The sequence below is a fragment of the Peribacillus folii genome (genome assembly GCF_030271255.1).
In the GTDB taxonomy this organism is placed as follows: domain Bacteria; phylum Bacillota; class Bacilli; order Bacillales; family DSM-1321; genus Peribacillus.
Map to the genome: position 1 here is coordinate 466,993 of NZ_JASJOM010000001.1, position 16,281 is coordinate 483,273.

General features: G+C 45.3%; 15 protein-coding genes and 1 riboswitch. Of the genes, 7 read left to right on the plus strand and 8 right to left on the minus strand.

The genetic code is table 11. The annotated features are described in order from the left end of the window. Positions 1-12 precede the first annotated feature (12 nt). Complete coding sequence (locus QNI08_RS02275) at positions 13-498, minus strand: SRPBCC family protein (RefSeq protein WP_285765792.1); 486 nt, start codon at positions 496-498, stop codon at positions 13-15. A 66-nt stretch (positions 499-564) separates the two neighbouring features. After that, complete coding sequence (locus QNI08_RS02280) at positions 565-1,080, minus strand: YfiT family bacillithiol transferase (RefSeq protein ID WP_483313729.1); 516 nt, start codon at positions 1,078-1,080, stop codon at positions 565-567. Between the two features lie 244 nt (positions 1,081-1,324). Here QNI08_RS02280 and QNI08_RS02285 point away from each other — a divergent pair, with 244 nt between their 5' ends. Genes QNI08_RS02285 through QNI08_RS02295 form a run of 3 tightly spaced genes read left to right on the plus strand, consistent with a single transcriptional unit; the run spans position 1,325 to position 5,034 of the window. After that, positions 1,325-2,425, plus strand: coding sequence for a GerAB/ArcD/ProY family transporter (locus tag QNI08_RS02285; RefSeq protein ID WP_285765793.1), 1,101 nt, complete (start codon positions 1,325-1,327; stop codon positions 2,423-2,425). Beyond that, positions 2,400-3,884 carry a spore germination protein gene (locus QNI08_RS02290; protein WP_285765794.1) on the plus strand — a complete coding sequence of 495 codons (1,485 nt, stop codon included), beginning with the start codon at positions 2,400-2,402 and terminating at the stop codon, positions 3,882-3,884. Before QNI08_RS02285 ends, QNI08_RS02290 begins: the two co-directional genes overlap by 26 nt. 4 nt (positions 3,885-3,888) lie before the next feature. After that, entirely contained in the window at positions 3,889-5,034 is a 1,146-nt protein-coding gene (locus QNI08_RS02295) for a Ger(x)C family spore germination protein (protein WP_285765795.1), read from the plus strand. Between the two features lie 109 nt (positions 5,035-5,143). Here QNI08_RS02295 and QNI08_RS02300 read toward each other — a convergent pair whose 3' ends face one another. Continuing rightward, on the minus strand, positions 5,144-5,428 hold the full coding sequence (locus QNI08_RS02300; protein ID WP_285765886.1) for a transition state genes transcriptional regulator AbrB: 285 nt from the start codon (positions 5,426-5,428) through the stop codon (positions 5,144-5,146). 465 nt (positions 5,429-5,893) lie between these two features. Here QNI08_RS02300 and QNI08_RS02305 point away from each other — a divergent pair, with 465 nt between their 5' ends. From QNI08_RS02305 to QNI08_RS02320, 4 genes are all read left to right on the plus strand, one after another. Further along, positions 5,894-6,865 (plus strand): DMT family transporter, encoded by a 972-nt coding sequence (locus QNI08_RS02305; RefSeq protein ID WP_285765796.1) that lies wholly within the window; start codon positions 5,894-5,896, stop codon positions 6,863-6,865. An 85-nt stretch (positions 6,866-6,950) separates the two neighbouring features. Continuing rightward, positions 6,951-7,048: riboswitch (guanidine-I (ykkC/yxkD leader) on the plus strand. A 70-nt stretch (positions 7,049-7,118) separates the two neighbouring features. Continuing rightward, complete coding sequence (locus QNI08_RS02310; protein WP_285765797.1) at positions 7,119-7,460, plus strand: DMT family transporter; 342 nt, start codon at positions 7,119-7,121, stop codon at positions 7,458-7,460. Next, positions 7,460-7,774: a DMT family transporter gene (locus tag QNI08_RS02315; protein ID WP_285765798.1), complete on the plus strand. Its 315-nt coding sequence runs from the start codon at positions 7,460-7,462 to the stop codon at positions 7,772-7,774. Before QNI08_RS02310 ends, QNI08_RS02315 begins: the two co-directional genes overlap by 1 nt. Before the next feature lie 122 nt (positions 7,775-7,896). Next, positions 7,897-8,217 carry a hypothetical protein gene (locus tag QNI08_RS02320; protein WP_285765799.1) on the plus strand — a complete coding sequence of 107 codons (321 nt, stop codon included), beginning with the start codon at positions 7,897-7,899 and terminating at the stop codon, positions 8,215-8,217. A gap of 122 nt (positions 8,218-8,339) precedes the next feature. Here QNI08_RS02320 and QNI08_RS02325 read toward each other — a convergent pair whose 3' ends face one another. From QNI08_RS02325 to QNI08_RS02345, 5 genes are all read right to left on the minus strand, one after another. Then, on the minus strand, positions 8,340-11,537 hold the full coding sequence (locus tag QNI08_RS02325; RefSeq protein ID WP_285765800.1) for a DEAD/DEAH box helicase: 3,198 nt from the start codon (positions 11,535-11,537) through the stop codon (positions 8,340-8,342). A 172-nt stretch (positions 11,538-11,709) separates the two neighbouring features. After that, positions 11,710-11,943 carry a YczF family membrane protein gene (locus QNI08_RS02330; RefSeq protein ID WP_285765801.1) on the minus strand — a complete coding sequence of 78 codons (234 nt, stop codon included), beginning with the start codon at positions 11,941-11,943 and terminating at the stop codon, positions 11,710-11,712. Next, a complete protein-coding gene (locus QNI08_RS02335) occupies positions 11,940-13,082 on the minus strand; it encodes a GerAB/ArcD/ProY family transporter (RefSeq protein WP_285765802.1) in 1,143 nt (380 codons plus the stop codon). The genes QNI08_RS02330 and QNI08_RS02335 overlap by 4 nt, the downstream gene beginning before the upstream one ends. 21 nt (positions 13,083-13,103) lie before the next feature. Further along, positions 13,104-14,333, minus strand: coding sequence for a Ger(x)C family spore germination protein (locus tag QNI08_RS02340; protein WP_285765803.1), 1,230 nt, complete (start codon positions 14,331-14,333; stop codon positions 13,104-13,106). After that, positions 14,317-15,948 carry a spore germination protein gene (locus QNI08_RS02345; RefSeq protein WP_285765804.1) on the minus strand — a complete coding sequence of 544 codons (1,632 nt, stop codon included), beginning with the start codon at positions 15,946-15,948 and terminating at the stop codon, positions 14,317-14,319. The genes QNI08_RS02340 and QNI08_RS02345 overlap by 17 nt, the downstream gene beginning before the upstream one ends. Between the last annotated feature and the right edge of the window lie 333 nt (positions 15,949-16,281).

Consider the following 16,281-nt stretch of genomic DNA (forward strand, 5'->3'; position numbering starts at 1 on the left):
ACTTTTTTTCTTCTATCCATCAATCCGCTTGACGGCGCGAGTATATTGTTCATGCCAACTTTCCCATGCATCCATCGGAAAGTCCATTGCACGGCCATCCAATACTGCCCTTAGCATCTCAAGGCACACATGCCAGCCTGCCAAGTCCTTTGCTGTGTGCTCCTTGCTTGTACGGAAGGATTCTGTCAATGTCAGCGAGCACCCAGACTCCTCAGGAGATAATTCGAAACGGACCCAGCCTTCCCCCCATTCAAACTCCAAAACGGCAAATTCCCGATAGTCCCGTATTTTCATATCAAAGGATTTCCCTGATCCATCATTGAAATGGAAGGTTAGCTTCCCGTCTTTTCGAAGGTCCTTCATTTCCAGATTGGACATCCACTTCTCGAGCTTGCCATTTTCCGTCAAGGCACCCCAGACCTTTTCCACGGAATGATTGAACAGGCGTTCGAACCTGGCGATCAATCCATTCCCTCTTTTTTCGAGTACAGCTTGCATGTAAATCCCCCCATTCCATTTTGTATAATGATGGTTTCCACCATCGTTCAATCAGGCTCTCCCTATTCACCAGCCTTGGCGCTTTGATAGGGAAGTAATCTGTGCGAGATGATGCCGGCCATGCCACGCATACATGCCAATGTTCTCGCCGACCTTCACCGCTCCTGACTCAGGATGAATGAATGTCCGCTCCATATCGGCTGCGGAAAGACCCGATAAAAGCGTGTGCAAGCGGCTATGGACCGCTTCCAGTAGAGTCAGCGATATAGCTACCGGCAGCCCATAATCAGGCAGCTTTGCCCAGCGTTCCTGTTCATATGGTTTTATGACTGGATTTTCTTCTGTAAGAGCAAGCTTAAAACGGATATATGCATTCATATGACTATCAGCAACATGGTGCACAACCTGACGCACCGTCCACCCTCCCGGACGATAAGCCGTATCAAGCTGTTCATCATCCAGGCTGCTTACAGCCTGCTTAAGCAGTCCAGGCAAGGCACCAATCTCTTCGATCCAACCATCGGACATGCTTGCCATTTCCCCATCAAGCTTGAATTTCCCAACCGGGTATTTCAAATCCATCTTCATCGCTCCCTTGACATTCATCAAAATATGGCACCAATAGTATTACATTCTTTATCCCTTAGGAGAAATCCTTTGCACCTTAGCAACATTCATGTTGAACGTTTTGCTTTGTTCATGGATTGATTCCCCAGAAGGAATATTAATCCAAGACATTAAGACGTATACTATTTCCAAATTTAGCAACCATAATCAAATATATAGATTCGATGCACTCCACAATGGAAAGGGGGATAAGATCATTTTGAAGAAAATAAATTCGGTCCAAGTTCTTAGTATTTTCTTTTTATCTATCGGCCTTCTTAATCATGTCATCTTAATCCCCTTCCTTCTTTCCATCGGGGGAAGGGATGCTTGGTTTTTTGCCATCCTTACTATTGCATTGATTCCGGTCTGGGTCTATCTCTTATCCAGGATCGTCAAGAACATGAACAATGAATCCCTGGAGAGCTGGCTTGAAAACAGATTCGGTAAGCTTATTAAAAATGTCGTGTTATTCTTCATCATGCTTTATTTGATAAGCCTGGTTTTGGCGACCACGAAGGAAACGATGGATTGGATCACAACGAGCTTCCTTTTCGAAACCCCAAGTTTGGCCATCATCATTCCGTTTGTCCTGCTATGCATCTTCATGGCCCACTCAGGCTTGCGTTCCATTGCCATCAGTTCTTCCATGCTATTGCCGATCGTCGTGATTCTTGGCATTTTTGTTGCGACCGGAAACATTCCGACCAAAGATTATAGCCATCTTTTTCCCCTTTTTGAAAATGGCCATTTTCATGGCATGAAATCTTTTCATTTTACATCATACGGCTTTGCCGAACTGGTATTATTTGCTTTTTTCCAGGATAACCTTTCGGATACACTCGGCCGCAAGGGCTTGACCATCTTATGCGCCGGCCTGTTGTTCCTGCTTCTCGGACCGCTGACTGCCGCCATCGCGGAATTCGGACCGACATTAGCCGAAGCGATGAGATACCCTGCCTATGAACAATGGCGCTTGCTGACAATCGGGAAATATATCGAGCATACCGATTTCTTTTCCATTTACCAATGGCTGGCCGGTGCCTATATTCGGGTTTCCTTGGCTCTCTTCCTTATAACGGAGGTTTTCAAACGAAAATCGAACAAACTGAAGCTCGGGATTCTTTTCGCCAACGGCTTTCTGATGGTGATCATCTCCATTGTTCCCTTCAGTAACTACAAGTTCATGCATATCAATCAAACCTATTATTACCCTGGCACTTTTTATTTCCTTTTATTTTTGTCCGTTTTTTTGTTTTTCGGCACATTCATCCATAGGAAGGAGGCTAGAAAGCATGAGAATGAAACGATCCACAAGTGAGCAAGAGCTGCCTGAATTGAACGAGGAAACATTTCGGCAGTTATTCCGGAAAAGTTCAGATATCATCTTCGACACGATTTATATCGGGGAAACCGAAAACCCCCTTCCTGCCCTTATCTTTTATTGCTCAGGCATGGTCGATATCAGTTTATTGAATGAGGGGATATTGGAAAAGCTGAGCAAAATGACGGAGCTCGATGAAAAGATTGGTGCGGAGGACGCCATCAACAAGCTGAATCCCCTGATAGATTTGACGAAAGTGACCATTGATGATGGATTCACAAGTGTGCAACAGTACATTTTCTCTGGATATGCCTTATTGTTCATTCCCTCCACCCAAAAGGTGTATTCGCTTAACTTGTCCAATGTCCCAAATCGGCAGCCTGAGGAATCGTCCTTCGAGGTCTCGGTACGTGGTCCAAGAGATGGGTTTGTCGAGGATTTAAGCATAAATACTGCCTTGGTCAGGAAGCGTTTAAAAACGAAATCGCTAGCCTACGAGGATTTTATCGTGGGCAGGCGCAGTCAAACGAAAGTAGCGTTGATGTATATGGATGATATCATCAACAAAGAACTAATCACCAATATTAGAGACAGGATGAACGCGATCGATATTGATATTTTGGTCAGCAGCCAGCAATTGGAGGAAATGATCTCAAACAGCAAATACAGCATATTTCCACTCACTCATTATACGAGCCGTCCGGACTTCGTTGTGGAAGCGCTCAATCAGGGCAGGTTCATCCTGATCGTGGATGGAATGCCAACGGTGATTGTGGCCCCTTCTACATTATTATTGCAAATCAAAACAGCAGAAGATTCGAATCTCCCTTATCTATATGTCAGCCTGGAAAGACTTCTTCGGTTTTTGGGGCTGGGCATTACCATTTTATTGCCTGGGTTTTGGATATCGATATCCGCCTTCAATATTGAACAGGTCCCGTTCACGCTGCTGGCCACCATAACCCTATCAAGACTCGGGCTTCCGTTATCCGCGACGATGGAATTCATTCTCATGCTCATTTTGTTTGAATTATTCCGAGAATCCGGCGTCAGATTGCCTAAAGCCGTCGGGCAGACCGTTGCAGTAGTCGGCGGCCTCATTGTCGGTGATGCTGCGATCAGGGCTGGACTGACCTCGCAAACGATGCTCGTGGTGACGGCCGTTACCTCTGTCGCCTCATACACCCTTGTCAATCAGTCATTGACGGGAGCCGTCACCATCTTGCGGATGTTTGTCCTGGCACTCAGCTGCTTGTACGGAATCTATGGCTGTATCATCGGCTTCCTATCCATCGTCACTTTGTTATCAAGGCTCGATTCATTCGGTATTGCCTATCTCGGCGGACTGAACCCGCCAAGATTGACAAAAGTGCTGGACGCCGTCATAAAGCGGCCATGGAATTCCATGGCGAAGCGAACCCTCGGCGCTAAAGATAAGACAAGAAAGGGGCAGTAAGGCCATGTTCCGCATCACGAAAATTTTATTGACCATTCCCTTATTCCTGTTACTTTCCGGATGCTGGGACGAAAAAACGATCCAGGATTTCCACTATATAACGGCTATCGGCATCGATTTCAAAGACGGGGAATATATCGTATATGCGCAGCTTGTGGATTTCGCGGCTGTAGCTAAAACGGAAGCAAAGCCGACGCAAAATCCCCCTGTATATGTAGGAAAGGAAAAAGGGCGTTCCATCTCGACGGCCATGAATCAGCTGATGCATCATACACAGCAGGCCCTTTATATAGGACATGTTTCCACATTCGTAATCAGTGAAAATGTCCTGAAACGACAAAGCACCGAGATAGTCGATTATATTTATAGGAACCAATTACTTCGATATTCAGCCAATATTTTTGCCACGAAAAGCTCGATGGATGCTCTTTTTTCCATCAATGGCTATTTTAATTTGTCACCTTTATACACAACCTTATATCTGCCCGAAGATGTCTATCGATATCGATCCTTCATTAAACCCATAACGGTCCAGAAATATTATTCCAATCAACGCGAAAAAGCATCGACCACCATCTTGCCATCCATCAGCTGGAACAATAAGGTGTGGAAAGAAAAAGATAATCATCGAAAAAGCCTTTATATGGATGGTGCTTTCGTCATTTACTACAAAGTGTCACAGCCCTGGTTTTCCGAGAAGGAATTGAACGGCGTGCGCTGGCTCACGAAATCGACCAACAAGGCACCCGTAAATATTAGCTTTAACAAGGAAGATATCTATGCGTCCTTCTCCCATCCGTATCATAAAGTGAAACCCGTTTTCAAAAACGGAACGTATAAATTCGATATTGATGTAGTCGTGCCAGGCAATATCCTCGGACTCGATACACAAATGGATATGAATAGCGTTAAACGGAAATTCGAAAGCGAAATCAAAAATGAAATCCAAACAACCTTTGAAGCCGGCCTGAAAAAGAACGCGGATCCATTAAGTCTAGGCAAAATCCTTTATATCAAAGAAACAAAGTACTGGCAGAAAAATGACCTGAAAGAACCGAAGGATTTCCTGAACCCCCATTCAATCCATACTATTAACGTAAAGGTCCACATCAAGAATACAGGCGGTCTGGAAGCCAAGCCTTTAGAATGATGGAACGATCAATATACGGGGCGCCCCATAAACCTTTACATTTATTAGCATTTCGCCACGAAAAAAGTGCAGGGAAATGTTTTCCCTGCACTTTTAAGACTTTATTCTATTATTTAGCCATTTCCAGGCTGGCTTGAATTTCCTTGATTAGAAGCTCAGCACCTTCAGAGCTAAGAATCAATTTACCGTCAGCAAGTTTCATATTGTCATCGGATATTTCGCCTGTTACCTGACAAGTCATGTTAGGCTTATATTTTTGAAGGATGATGCGATCTTGTTCAACGTAAATCTCCAAAGCGTCTTTTTCATTAATTCCTAATGTACGGCGTAATTCAATCGGAATGACTACCCGTCCTAATTCGTCAACTTTACGTACAATACCTGTAGATTTCATTTTATTTACCCCACTCTTTTTCTTGCGAATGTTGCATCTATGTAATTCGTCAGCATTCGACATTATTTGCACTTCTATAAAGATACCACTCCCTACCATATCCGTCAATTCTCGTATCTTCATATAGTATCTGCCTTTCTATGATTTTTGGGATTATAGGACATTCATATATTCCCAAACTCCGTCACAGCAGCATTTATCAGCCTTACCGTTAGAATATATTGGCAAATAACCAAAAGAAATGATAGCGCTTCCGTTCTGGGCCGAAGGTATTTCATGGCGGCTGGTGAAGCTTGGTATTACAAATCTAGTAGAATCCTATTGATTTTCTTTCCTTTTTGAAGGACAATTTATGTTGGTTGTTTTTATTTTTGGAAAATTCGTAGTTCTTATTGATGTCATTATAAAAGCCGAAATGAGTCTTGGTTAAATATTGGCTCATAAAAACAAATTGAGGTGAGTCAATTGCGTCCGATTATTTTAGGTATTTGTGCAGCTTTCTTTTTTGCCTTCACGTTCGTTTTGAATCAGGCGATGGAATTGTCAGGAGGAAGCTGGATTTGGAGTGCTTCGCTGCGGTATATTTTCATGGTGCCTTTTCTATTATGCATTGTAATAAGCCGAAAGAACCTGCGTCCCCTGTTGCAAGTGATGAAGGAACGGCCGGGATCTTGGTTGCTTTGGAGCTTTGTAGGCTTCGGGCTATTTTATGCGCCCTTATGCTTTGCCTCGGCCTATTCACCAGGTTGGCTGATTGCCGGCACATGGCAAATCACGATCATTTCGGGTGCTTTACTTGCCCCGCTCTTTTTTGAAACCATCCAAACGAAAGATCAGCTTGAAAGGCAAAGAGGGAAGATCTCCGTAAAAGGGCTCTTCATGTCGATGATCATCCTGCTTGGTATCATCCTGATGCAGCTTGAGCATACGAAGCATATTTCCATGGCCAACCTTTGGTTGGGTGTAATACCCATCATCATCGCCTCCTTCGCCTATCCTCTGGGCAACCGCAAAATGATGGAGGTGTCAGAAGGACGGCTGGATGCCTATCAACGAGTATTGGGCATGACGCTGGCAAGTCTGCCGTTTTGGTTCCTGCTTTCTCTATACGGCTTCATGACAGTGGGCGCGCCTACGAAAATGCAGAGCTTTCAATCCCTTATGGTAGCGTTGTTTTCCGGGGTCATCGCCACCGTCCTTTTTTTCAAGGCGACCGATATGGTAAGGGGACATATGCAGAAATTAGCTTCCGTTGAAGCCACTCAATCGATGGAAGTGCTTTTTGCCCTTGCTGGTGAATTGGCATTTCTTGCTTTACCGATTCCTTCCCCATTATCGTGGTTCGGCATCTTCATCGTGATCATAGGCATGGTCCTCCATAGCTATGTTTCACACAAAAAGGAAGGGCCAACCCGAAAACGGACAGTCAGTGCCTGATTGAGGCGCTCCCGGGAAGTTCCCATCATTCGATTGGGCTTGAGTTCATTCAAAAAATAGGTATAATATAAAGTAATTGCATATGACAAATGTTTTCTAGGGTTCCGCGGCAAGTGATTGCCGGCTGGTCCGAGAGAAAACTCACAGCTTGCTGTGTCACGGAAGGATAAAAGCCTGGGAGAAACTGTTTAACAGTCATCTCCCAGGCTTTTTTGTTTTTTTGGTAAACAATAATATAGGAGGTGTTGGTGTCATGAATATCACTTGGATCAAAGTATTCATTGCCGCTTTTTTTGAAATATTTTGGGTGGTCGGCTTAAAGCATGCTGATGGCTTTTGGACTTGGACCGGAACGATCATTTCCATCATCATCAGCTTTTATTTGATGATCATGGCTGGACGGAAGCTTCCCGTCGGAACGGTATATGCCGTATTTGTCGGGATGGGAACCGCCGGAACCGTTTTATCAGAAATCATCTTCTTCGGGGAAGCATTCAAGTTAAGTAAAACGCTTTTGATCCTCCTCTTGTTATTAGGGGTAATCGGTCTCAAGGTTGTAACCGACGATAAAGCTGCAAAAGGGGATGAATCTTGATGGCTTGGATTTCTTTAATTTTAGCTGGTCTTTGTGAAATGTTTGGTGTTGCGATGATCAATAAGCTGCATAAAGATCGGAATTGGCAATCCTTAACGCTGTTATTCATCGGCTTCGGTGCAAGCTTCCTCTTCCTTGCTTATGCGATGCAAACATTGCCGATGGGAACGGCCTATGCAATTTGGACGGGAATCGGCGCATCCGGCGGAGCGATAATCGGGATGCTCCTTTATGGTGAATCCAAGGATTGGCGGAGGATCGTGTTCATAGCGATGGTGCTAAGTGCGGCTGTCGGGTTAAAACTCGTGTCCTAGATAGTCAATATCTTTCTTTACATTATTCCATATTTTCTCATAATTATTCTCGGCATTAAGAAAGGGATTGTCGATGAAAGTAAAAAATTGCTTCGGTCTAATTGAAATATGAGGTGGTTCAAATGGCACAAAATCATGACTACTATCATGATTTATTAAAAAGACTTTGTAAAGCTGAAAATATTTCACCGCGAAAACCCAGGTTTGAATATATTGATGATTTTGTAGTCATCCATATTAAAAATCATGTAAAAGAAGGGGTAGATTTAGAATGTTTCAAAATTTCAGATCTTATTCAGCGGACAATTGTACCTTTAGGTATAAAATTCAATCAACAATTATATTTGTACCCAAATGGAGATAGATTAGATCGAGTAGCGATAACCTTCAATAAAAGGGATTATATCCTTTTAAACAAAAAATTAGAAAAAGGAGAGGTGTAACTAATTATACTTAACAGCAGGCTGAGCCGAGCAAACGCTCAGCCTGCCGCTGTTCTATAATCGTGATTGCCTTACATGGTTCGACCGTGCAAAAAAGGCCGCCCGCATACGGGCGGCCCTTCTTAGATCATCAAAATTTCCTTAATATCCTCTTCTGTAAGTACGGAGGATGACTTTCCACCAGGGTCGATGATTTCCTCAATCAGATGTCTCTTCTTCTCTTGGAGCTCATTCATTTTTTCCTCGATGGTGCCCCGGGCCACGAGTTTAATGACCTGGACCACGTTTTTCTGCCCCATTCGGTGGGCACGGTCAGCCGCCTGCTCTTCAACGGCTGGATTCCACCAAAGGTCATATAAAATGACCGTATCGGCACCCGTCAGATTGAGCCCCGTGCCTCCAGCTTTCAGTGAAATGAGGAAAATGTCCCGTTCTCCGGAGTTGAACCGATCACAGACATCCACTCGTTCCTTTGATGGTGTTTGCCCGTCCAAATAGAAATAATCATGTCCCTGCCCAGCTAAATCCCTGCCGATTAGTTGAAGCATTTTGGTGAATTGCGAAAAAATCAGCACTCGCCTTCCGGAAAGCTGCGATTCCTTGATGATTTGCTGCAGCTGTTCATATTTGGCTGAGCTGCCTGTATACCCGTCGACAAATAAGGCGGGGTGACAGCAAATCTGCCGCAGCCTGGTCAGGCCAGCAAGGATCCTGATCCTGTTTTTGCGGAAGGTATCCTTGTCGAGATGCTTAAGCGTGTCAGCTTTAAGCTTCGCCAGATAGGCACCGTATAGTTTCTTTTGCTCTGGCAGCAATTCCATCGATTCGAGCGACTCGATTTTTTCCGGCAGCTCGCCCAGTACATCCTCTTTCATTCTTCGCAGCAAAAACGGCTGGATCCTCCGGGAAATTTTCTTTCTTGAGAGGTTGCTATACTCCTTTAACCCCATGAACAGCTCTGGAAAAACGACATGGAATATGGACCAGAGCTCGTCAAGTGAATTCTCGATCGGCGTGCCCGTCAACGCGAAGCGATGTCCGGCCTCTATCCTCTTCACTGCCCGTGCCGTTTGGGTCACGGGGTTTTTGAATGCCTGAGCTTCATCAAAGAACACCGTATGAAACGGCTGTTTTCCATACCATGAAATATCCCTTCGCAGCAGCGGATAAGAGGTGATCACTACATCCAGGTCCAGCGCCTTCCGCAATAGCTTCGTTCGCTCGATCTTGCTGCCATCGACGACGGCAGCCTGTAAATCAGGAGCGAACTTAGTGAATTCAGCCAGCCAATTGTAGGTTAAGGAGGAGGGGCATACAATGAGGGCCGGGAGCTTTCCCTTACGAATATCGGGCAGCTCCGAGACGATGAACGCAATGCTTTGCAGGGTTTTCCCGAGTCCCATATCATCTGCAAGAATTCCTCCGAATCCATATCTGGCAAGGGATTTCATCCATTTGTAGCCGTGTTTTTGATACTCGCGCAATATATGCTCCAGGCTCTTTGGCACGGCGAATTCCAATCCACTCGGATTGTTGATGCTTTCCAGGAAATTACGGAATGATTCCTCGACCGTGAATGTATCGCTGCCGTTCACGTAATCCATGAGCTGAAGCCCTTTTATAATTGGCATGTTTAAACTGCTTTCAAGGTCTTGATCCTGATTCGGAAGTGCCTTCAGAAAACGTTGGATTTCCTCGAATTCCCTCGTTTCAAGGGAAAGCAGCGATCCATTCCTTAAACGGTAATACTTCCGCTTTTCTTCAAGCGCTGCCAAAACCTCCCGTATTTGCTTATCGGGGATCGCGTCCATTTCAAATTTGAATTCCAGCCAATCCGTCCGTTCCTTCTTGATTTTCACCCTGATGCGCGGTGCCGAATTCCCCCGGGAAATCCGATTTCTTATCGCTGTCGTGGCATAGATTTGGACAACCTTTTGGAGTTTCGGGACAATATGGTACAAAAACTCATATTCCAATGCTTCATTTTGAAGGTAATAACCACCGTCCGTTTTGGCGAAACGGCCCTCCTCCATAAGCGTCAGTATCTCCGCCTCCTGTTTCACATCTCTGATGAGCATAGAAGGTATTTTCGTTTCATCCAAAGGGTTGATCACATTATTTTCATAGTGGAATTCCAATCCGGCAAGCAGCCTGTTCTTCACTCGATCCAAGTATAGCTTTGCCACAAGCGGGGCCGTCAAAAAACGCTCACTGATGGACCTTGCAATCTGGACTTCACCGAGCTTTTTCAAGCCCGGCACGACCTTGTCGAGGAATAATTCCAGTTGATCCGGGTGGATGGGGATCCGATCCGTGCCTGAATCTTCAACCATTCGCTTCAGGTCAGCAAGGCGTTGGCAATCCTCCGGTTCAAGCCGGACCAGGCTGCCATCGAATAAAACCGTCTTATATGCATTCATGACGATCATCTCACTGAGTCCTTTCATATCCAGTTGAAATCCTTCACCCTCGCTTTCGTTAAAAGTAAAATGCAAAGGAAGCGATTTCCCTGAAAATAGCAAGTCATGAAACGTATGCCCCCCATATGCCAGTTTCACCAACGGCGCACTGACAAGGAGCGGAATGAGCCTGGCAAAGGAAGATGGAGGCAGCAGCAATGAGCGATTGTCCATTTTGTATTCTGATTGATCCGCTAGGGCGTCCATATGGATTTTTTCATCCGATATCACGGTAATGAGCTGCTGCAGCACTGCATCCGTTTCGCGCTGAAAGCAATGAAGCCCAGGGTCATACGTCAATGACGGAGACAGAAGGACAGGTTCACCCTCTTGTAATCGCTTCAGGAATTCCCGGATATCGGCAACATGAAGCTTGCTTATTTCCAGCTCCAATCCTAGCATGTATTCCCTGTTGCCCATCGATATTGGCTTCAGCGTAAACCCGGCTTCAAGCATTTTCCGGTTTTCGAAGTGTAGCTGATGCCCGCTTTTCCTTGCAGGCTGATGATCGAAAAGCGTCAGCAATCCCTCGGACAGCTTATGATCGTCTGCTTCCATCCCTTTGAGGACTGTTCCATGGCGCTGATGTTCGTAAACTGACAGCAGGACAGCTGCAATATGCTGGCAATCCTTTTGGAAGGAAGCGAGCGTAGGGCAGGTGCATTCCGCTTTAATGCTGCCGGCAGCATCCGCTGCAATCGAAACATGAAAAATTTCCTTACCATCGACAATCGCTTCACAGCCATCACGGCGATAGCTGGTAAATGTCACTTTATTCGTACGCTGGAAGGCTTCTCCTCTTTTGAAGGAGACTGTCCCGCACATATCTTTTATCATTTTTTGATTCAATTTGATATCCAACTAATAGACCTCCCTGCTGAGGTTTTTTATGACGGAAAAAAACAAGCCCATTTGATCATCATACTATGAAAATGATGAACGAGGTGGGAAAAAGGCAAAAAGACAAACCCTCATTCAAACCAAGATTTGAATTCGAGTTCATCTATCATGCAATAATAGGCTTTGAACGCATTCATTGCTGTCCTTTCGATTTGTTATCCTTATCTTTTTTGCGATAAATGAAGCTGAAAAATAAGATGATAAGCAGGAACATGAACAGAATCAGTTCCGCACGATCCTTCACCAAAAATGGGTTGAAGGCATGCTTGATGGAATTATCCAAATCGAATCCTAACAGAATATCCATGCCCAACGAAAAAAGCACTAAGGGGACCAGCAACAATATCGTAATACCAAAGAACTTCATTTATCAACTCCACCTTTTAGGTCCGTATTATGGCGCTGGTGCTTGCTTGTTTTTTTCCGGTTTTTGAAAAAAGCGATGATCAGGAGCAGCAGCGGAATGATCACCTGGAAAGGGAGATGGATGAACATCGGCACGGCTCCCAGACCTTCATGGATATGTTCGGAATAGCTGCTTGCTATCACGATCGATACTAGCAATATGACGATGCCGACCGGATAGGCCAGCCGCGATGATTGTTTCACATTGAATACATTGGCCGTTCCCATTACTGCCACATAGGTGAAAACGGTAATTTTGATGAAGCCGCCAATCATCAGCTTCAACAGAAAATACACATCGAGCCGTTCCAAAAATCCAGCTACCTCGATGGATTGAATCAGGGTCAGCAGCGGATATTGGGAGCGTAACGTAAGATCGACTCCAAGCACCGCAATATTCATGGCCATTGTGAAAGAAAGGAATATGCCGCTTGTTGCCAAGCCGGCAATAGCGATTTTCTTCAGTCGCTGAGGCTCGTTCAAATAAGGAAAAATCATTAAAAAGACAATGAGTTCCCCAAACGGAAAGAAAATCGTTTTGGTGAAGGCCATCTTCCCCATCTCGACAGCATTTATTTCAAGCACGGGTTTAAGATTGTTCATGTGGATCATGCCCGAAACGATTATCAGAAGGATGAAGGTCATGAATAGCACATTTTCCAGGACGAAGAATAGTTCCCCCGTCCTTGCCAGTACCTCCACTCCTTTTCGGACGGTATAGATCACAACTAACATGAAGGCTGCGTTGGCGAAAAACAATGGAACGTGCGGATAGGCAAAGGTAAGCAGGGTCTCTCCGAAGTCCCTCAATACTCTTGCCGCAAGATACATGAAATAAAGGATATAAAGAAAAGCCACGATCTTTCCGAAAAAATTGCCCAATATGCTTCTTATAAATTCAGTCAAGATCTGATTTGGGTAGTAGCGAAATAGACCATAATAAACGAAAAACAGTAAAATGCCGCCGATCGTCGCAATGAGAATGACCAGCCAGGCACCTTGTTTGGCTTCACCTGCAAGAGGAACCAAAAGTGCACTTCCCATTTCAAACAAGAAAATAAGGACGAACAGCTGGTAGCCGCTGATTTTTGCCTTTTCCATGTGGGTGCCACTTCCTTTCCATTATTGGTCGCCCTTTTTGATATCCGAAAGAAACGGCTTGTTCCGTAATCCAGACCGACGAATAAATGTCTCGACCTTAACCTCTGTTTCCAGCTTAGGAAAAGTCACATCATCCCAATCCTTTTCATGCTTCTTCCAGTATTCCGGATGGGATTCATGAATCAATTCCCCAAATCCGAATACGTCGGATTTATTGTTTTGGGCGATTGCAATCGCTTCCTCCATTTCCTTCTTTAAATTTTTTGCCAGCTCCTTTTCGATGTCTATTAGTTCGTGCGGACTCGCAAGATCAAGCGGAACATTCACTTCCCGGATATCTCCTTCTGCACGGACCGTAATATACATCTTAGGTTTGCCGTTTTTCATTCTTGGCTTGATATTGGTTTTTTGGCGCAGCACCTGATAGGTGACTGCGCCTTTTTTGCCGCCCCAATCGATGGTCACATTCGTATTCACGATCCTGTCCAGCACCCACATCGTTCCGACTGCCTGTTTGCCATCCAGCCAATCGATCAATTTGCCATCCTTAAAAACACCTATCCCGACAGCATTCGGATTAGCAGCAATACTGGAGGATTGGGTATTCTCCATCTTATTCTCTTTACCGGTATCCCCCCTCACTGTAAAGCCGCTGATCAACGGCTCTTTACCGGAGCTGACAAGATTCTTGATCACCTCTTGCAAATTGATGCTAATGCTTCCGCCCTGTTGCTTTTCGGTCGACTCGATCGTTTTGATGACTTTTTCAGCCGATACCTTATCGATTGCCGTCAGCGTTTCGACGAGATCCTTCGCTTTTACGCCACGGGCGATGACGAGCCTCGTGGTGGCCCGAAATTCCGGGGAGCGCTCGAAGGCATCCAATATCGAATTGATCCCTATATCCTTTGCAACATCCTCACCTATGACGACAAGGTTAGCATGGGCAAAATACATGTCACGCGATATTTTGGCTGAAGCGATACTGTCCAATTGAAGCACATTATCCCCAGTGGCCCTATAGATGGATATCGGGGGGTTGGTTCCCCCTCCTCCCTGGAGTGACCCCGCCACATTGACCGGATTAATGATCTGAAACGTCCCCACTAGCTTTCCGTCTTTATTTTTATCGATTCCGACGGCAGAGACGATCGACATCTCGTTCAATTCGGTTTTATCCCAACAGCCAGTGGTGAATGTGGTTCCGATTAACATCAAGAGCAGAACGAGTTTTTTATGATTCATTTCCATCACCTTTTCTCCCGTCAGATGTTTTCATTCCACGCGACTCGGGAGGCAGCGGTCTTTGATTTTCGCCTTCCCGTTTCAAGTTGCCTTTGGAGCTTATGAGCTTGGGCCTTTCCTTGAACGCCCACATCGGCCTTCTGAAGAAGGTATCACCCAATCCTTGCGGGTTCAATGGTGCAAGCGGTGACATATACGGGACACCGAATGAACGCAGGCTGCATAAGTGGACCACAAGGACGATAAAAGCTAAGATCATGCCATAGAATCCGATAACGCCGGCACAAATGATAAAAGCAAAACGCACCAACCGGGCAGAAATCGCTATGGAATAAGAAGGGGTTGCAAAGCTGGCAATCGCCGTGATCGAGACGATGATGACCATGGCCGGAGATACGATCCCGGCCTGTACGGCTGCCTGCCCGATGACCAGGGCACCGACGATCGACATGGTCCCGCCGACGGCCTTTGGCATCCGGAGGCTCGCTTCCCTGAGGATTTCAAAGGTGATCTCCATGAGAAGGGCTTCAATCACGGCGGGCAATGGCACCGTTTCCCTTTGCGCCGCAACGATGACGAGCAATTTCGTCGGAATCATTTCCTGATGGAATGTCGTGGCTGCCACATAGAGGGCCGGTCCCACGATTGAAATGATAAAGACGATGATCCGTAAAAAACGTGTGGCTGATGCAATATCGAAGCGATTATAGTAATCTTCGACAGATTGGAAAAATTGTACGAATAGGGCAGGCGCAAGAAGGACGAATGGGGTCCCGTTAACGAATACGGCGATTCTTCCTTCCAGCAGGTTCCCCGCGACCATATCCGGCCTTTCGGTGTGATTCATGGTGGGAAAGGGGGTCATGACCTGATCTTCTATCAATTGTTCAATATAACCCGATTCAAGAATGCTATCGATGTTGATGCGCTGTAAGCGCTTCTTGATCTCTTCGATGATTTCTTTTTTGGCGATACCATTTATGTACATGATCGAAACATCCGTTTTGGTCACCGTGCCAATTTTCATCGATTCGATCCATAAATCAGGCGTGTTGATGATGCGGCGGAGCATGGCGATATTCGTTTCAATCGATTCGGTAAAGCCCTCCCGCGATCCCCTGACGGTCAAATGGGTGCTTGGCTCTTGGATGGAGCGCCGATCTCCCCCTTTCGTACTGGCAACTAGCGCTTTGTTTATTCCATCAACGAATATGATGCTATCTCCCGATAACAGCATCAAAAATAGTTTTTCCCAGTCATTGACGGTCTCTACACCACCGAGTGAAACGACATCCTCGGAGATGATATCCAATGCCTTTTGCGGAAGGATTTTCTCTGACAGATGGGGATTCTTCATCATTGATTCGATTAAGAAATCCGTAACGCTAGGATTATCGATGAGACCTTGGACATACACAATGGTGGTATTTATTTCAGGATTTTGACTGATTTTCACCGTTCTGAAGATGATATCAGGACTGTTACCCGTTTTCCGCTTTACGATTTCCATATTGTCAGAAAGCGAGCTTTCAATATAATCTGTTGTTTTCGACTGCTTTTCCTCTTCCTTTTTCCGATCTTGCTGCTTTCCTTGTCTTTTTTGTTTGAAAAAAGAAACCATCGCACCGACCCTCATTCCTTTTTCGTTTCACTCATTTTGTCCAAAGGGTATACCCTTTATTCTGTGTTCCTCCTTCTTCCTCAGCTCCTATCAATCAGATTGAATCGGTGAAAACGAGTCGGCATACTGGATGCCCTTTTAGAGAATTTGGCCCTGTGCGTGAGAACAAAGATGGAATCTCCATTTCCTTCAGACTAACATTTCGGTTGGTTAACAGAATTATATTGGCGTTTCATTGTAGAGTGGAATGAAACGTGTGCCTGCAGCGGAATGGAACGGTCGAGGTACAAATCGTCAAGACTATAGGAAATGGATAGGAATTAGTTATACTCA